This window comes from Bacillus haikouensis, from assembly GCF_013179555.1.
Classification (GTDB): domain Bacteria; phylum Bacillota; class Bacilli; order Bacillales; family Bacillaceae_B; genus Rossellomorea; species Rossellomorea haikouensis_A.
This window is the reverse complement of record NZ_JABMCR010000386.1, coordinates 1-3,097: the sequence shown is the minus strand read 5'-3', so window position 1 is coordinate 3,097 and position 3,097 is coordinate 1. Positions and strand designations below refer to the sequence as shown.

The following is a 3,097-nucleotide window of genomic DNA, read 5'->3' as shown; positions in this document are numbered from 1 at the left end:
TATTGAACAAAATCCGAATATAGTATCTCCCACTTGGACTCTGTACAGAGTTACTGCAAGTGAAGTTGAATTCTGGCAAGCAGACGAAGAACGTAAGCATATCAGACTAAAATATAGTAATGAGGGAGATGAGTGGATAAGAACTCAATTATGGGCTTAGCTGTCAGTGGAAGAAGAAAAAGCCTAAAAACACTGCGTATTAGGCTTTTTCTAAACGCCCTCACCTAAGAAGGCAAGTTAAGTTAATAACTTATGAAACAAGTTTTAATCCGATTGCTGCACCTAAAACCATAACGATAAAGACTAACCTTTTCCAATCTTTGGATTCTCCATATAAAAGCATTCCCAGTATTGCTCCACCGGACGCACCTATTCCCGTCCAAATGGCGTAAGCTGTGCCCATGGGGAGTGTTTCCATTGCATAAGAAAGAAATAAGAAACTTGCACCAAATCCAAGAATTAATAGGGCAAGGGATGTCCAATTACGATCTTTATGAAGTTTATTGATCATCACAACCCCGACCATTTCAAATAACCCGGCAAAAATTAAAGCGATCCAAGCCATTAAGATTCAGCCCCTTCCTTGTCTTTATCATCGGTCACTAATTTCAAGCCGATTACACCAGCTAATAACAATAAAATCATAAGTATTTTACTGATTTTGACTGGTTCTCCAAAGAAAAGAATTTCAGCAATAACAGTACCTGTCGTACCTAATCCCACAAAAACTGCATACACGGTTCCTACAGGAAGTTTTCGTCCCGCCATGATCATTACGTAGAAGCTGATAATGATTGATATAACGGTTCCGGCCCACGTCCAAAAGTCATCAGCATGTTTCAATCCTATAACCCAAAACACTTCAAAAAATGCAGCAACAAATACCTTAATCCAGTTTGCGTTCATCTGAATGACACCTCCACTTTTATTCTTTACACAAAAATCAAAAAAAGCCTGAAAGAAACTGATAAACAGTTATCTCCCAGGCTTTTATCCCTCCGTGACACAGCAGTACTGTGAGTTTTCTCTCGGACCAGACCAACAGGAAATTGCGGAACCCTAGAAAACCTTTAACTAACTATGCAATTGATATATATTTTACACAAATAGTAGAGTAATTCAAGAGAAAATTAGTATTGGTAGTAAGATAAGAATTCTGGTGTTTGTAGTGGATGTGAAGAAATGAACTCAAGCAAACGGGTACGGTAGCTGATACTCGTCTGTCTCACGCTATTTTCTTTGTTCCGTTTAGGGTAATGAAAAAAGCATAATTGTATGTCGAAAATATCTTCTTCATACAAATTACAATTGAATACAATTCACCGAGTTATGTCATTTTTAATCAAGAAGGATTGGATGGAATTGTAGTAAAAGAATGAGGCTATGATTATCTTATTAATAGTAGTGTAATTATTATATTCGTTTACAATACTCACCTATGGCATATGGAGAAAAAAATAACAGACTATTCATAGCCGCAGCAGTTGTAGTAGATTAGGGATTCACCTGTGTAATTTTACATAAGGATATAGCTGCAGTGATTATAGTTTCTTCATCAATAGGCAGGTCACCTATTACAATTCCAAGACCTGTTCTGTCCACAGTATAGTTGGCAGCCACGGAACCTTGACTGAGTCTTATATCTACTGTTGAACCGATAAGTGTATCAAACAATTGTCTAAGTGGTATTTCACGACAGGCACATTCGCCTGTAAAATCGACAGGAGGTTCCAGTTCAATATCAGGTCCGGGTAAAAAGGCGACCCCAAGTAAGTCTGCAATGCTGACCACAGAAGTTATGTTTGTTATTTCATTTGTAACTGTAACCAAAAAATCATCTACCTCATTGATGGTGACCAAAAACAGAATGGGAGGTTCATTTGGCGGGTCCGCAATAGTCGGAAGGATAACCATTTGCCCGATTAGTTGTTGTAAAACATTTTGAAGAGGAGAAACACAACAATCACAAACACTGGTTTCAGGCCCGGGTGGTCCTTGTGGTCCAACAGGTCCTTGGGGTCCCGGAGGTCCTGGAGGTCCTGGAGGACAAGTGCATTTAGGCGGGTAAAAACTACACCCTTGTGGTGGTTCTATCCCTTCTAAAGAACTGCCGATTTCCATTTTTGGTTTCCTTTTTGATTGAAGATTTGGTTTCCTCAGATGGGGTAGCTGACGACGCTGAAAATAACGATTGGTTTCCATAAAAACATCCTTTTTTATTATACATATGCACTGGAGTTTTGGTTGTCCCTTTTTTATAATCAATTTAAAAGTAAAATTTTGAAAACATAGCTTAAGATATTGTTCAGCACATGGACGTTATCTAAGTCCATGTGCTGATACTTTCTATCCAGGTTATGCTATATTGAAAATGAAGGTCTCACCAAGAGGTATTAGTGAAAAATATCAACAATTAAAGAGATTTCTCCAAGACTAAAATATAGAATAAGGAAGGCGGGAAGAGTGTTTTAGTCTAAGTAAAACCCGAACTGAATTGCCTTCTAATAGGTAAATTAGTTCGGGTTTTTATTTTGTTCAATGTACATTTAAATTTTAGCTTGTTCCAGCGGTTGATCGGAGTGCAAGACGAATGCTCCGGCGGGAGAAGCGTGTTAGGTGAAACCCCGCAGGGAGATAGGTGCGACCGAGGAAGCTCACTAACCGCCCGCGGAAATCGGAGTCTTGCACGGAAATCAATAACGGTGTATAACCGCGACAAACAAGATTTAACCTGACATTGTGCATTTCAGACTATTGTAATTTATTTCTTTCCAAGCCTCGTACCTGCAGCCTTAACAGCAAAACTCACCCATTCCTTCACGAACAAATAGATACTTGATCACGACCATTGTTTTTAGCAATATAAAGCTGTTCATCTGCGTGTTGGATCATCTCGTCGATGGTATTGTAGCTGTGGAACTGATTGCTGCAAAGGCCAATACTGACTGTTATGTTTATTGAATTTCCGCCTCCCGCATCAAAGCGATGCTCATGAAGGACATATAGCAATAATTGTGAAATTTTCAATGCATCGTTTCTATCCGTGTCTTGCAGATAAACAATGAATTCTTCTCCGCCGAAACGGCCAACGATTCCC

5 protein-coding genes and 1 riboswitch are annotated in these 3,097 nt (G+C 39.1%); of the genes, 1 reads left to right on the top strand and 4 read right to left on the bottom strand.

Annotated elements, in window-relative coordinates:
• The first annotated feature begins 1 nt into the window (after position 1).
• Positions 2–160, top strand: a complete 159-nt coding sequence (locus HP456_RS21975) for a pyridoxine 5'-phosphate oxidase C-terminal domain-containing protein (RefSeq protein ID WP_312857806.1) — start codon at positions 2–4, stop codon at positions 158–160.
• Between the two features lie 90 nt (positions 161–250).
• Here the strand turns inward: HP456_RS21975 and HP456_RS21970 are convergent, their stop codons facing one another.
• From HP456_RS21970 to HP456_RS21955, 4 genes are all read right to left on the bottom strand, one after another.
• Entirely contained in the window at positions 251–565 is a 315-nt protein-coding gene (locus HP456_RS21970) for a DMT family transporter (protein WP_172255084.1), read from the bottom strand.
• On the bottom strand, positions 565–906 hold the full coding sequence (locus HP456_RS21965; RefSeq protein WP_172255082.1) for a DMT family transporter: 342 nt from the start codon (positions 904–906) through the stop codon (positions 565–567). Before HP456_RS21965 ends, HP456_RS21970 begins: the two co-directional genes overlap by 1 nt.
• A 71-nt stretch (positions 907–977) precedes the next feature.
• Positions 978–1,074: riboswitch (guanidine-I (ykkC/yxkD leader) on the bottom strand.
• Positions 1,075–1,494: 420 nt separating this feature from the next.
• A complete protein-coding gene (locus tag HP456_RS21960; RefSeq protein ID WP_172255080.1) occupies positions 1,495–2,202 on the bottom strand; it encodes a hypothetical protein in 708 nt (235 codons plus the stop codon).
• A gap of 615 nt (positions 2,203–2,817) precedes the next feature.
• On the bottom strand, positions 2,818–3,097 hold a 280-nt coding region (locus tag HP456_RS21955), incomplete at its 5' end, for a GGDEF domain-containing protein (RefSeq protein ID WP_172255078.1).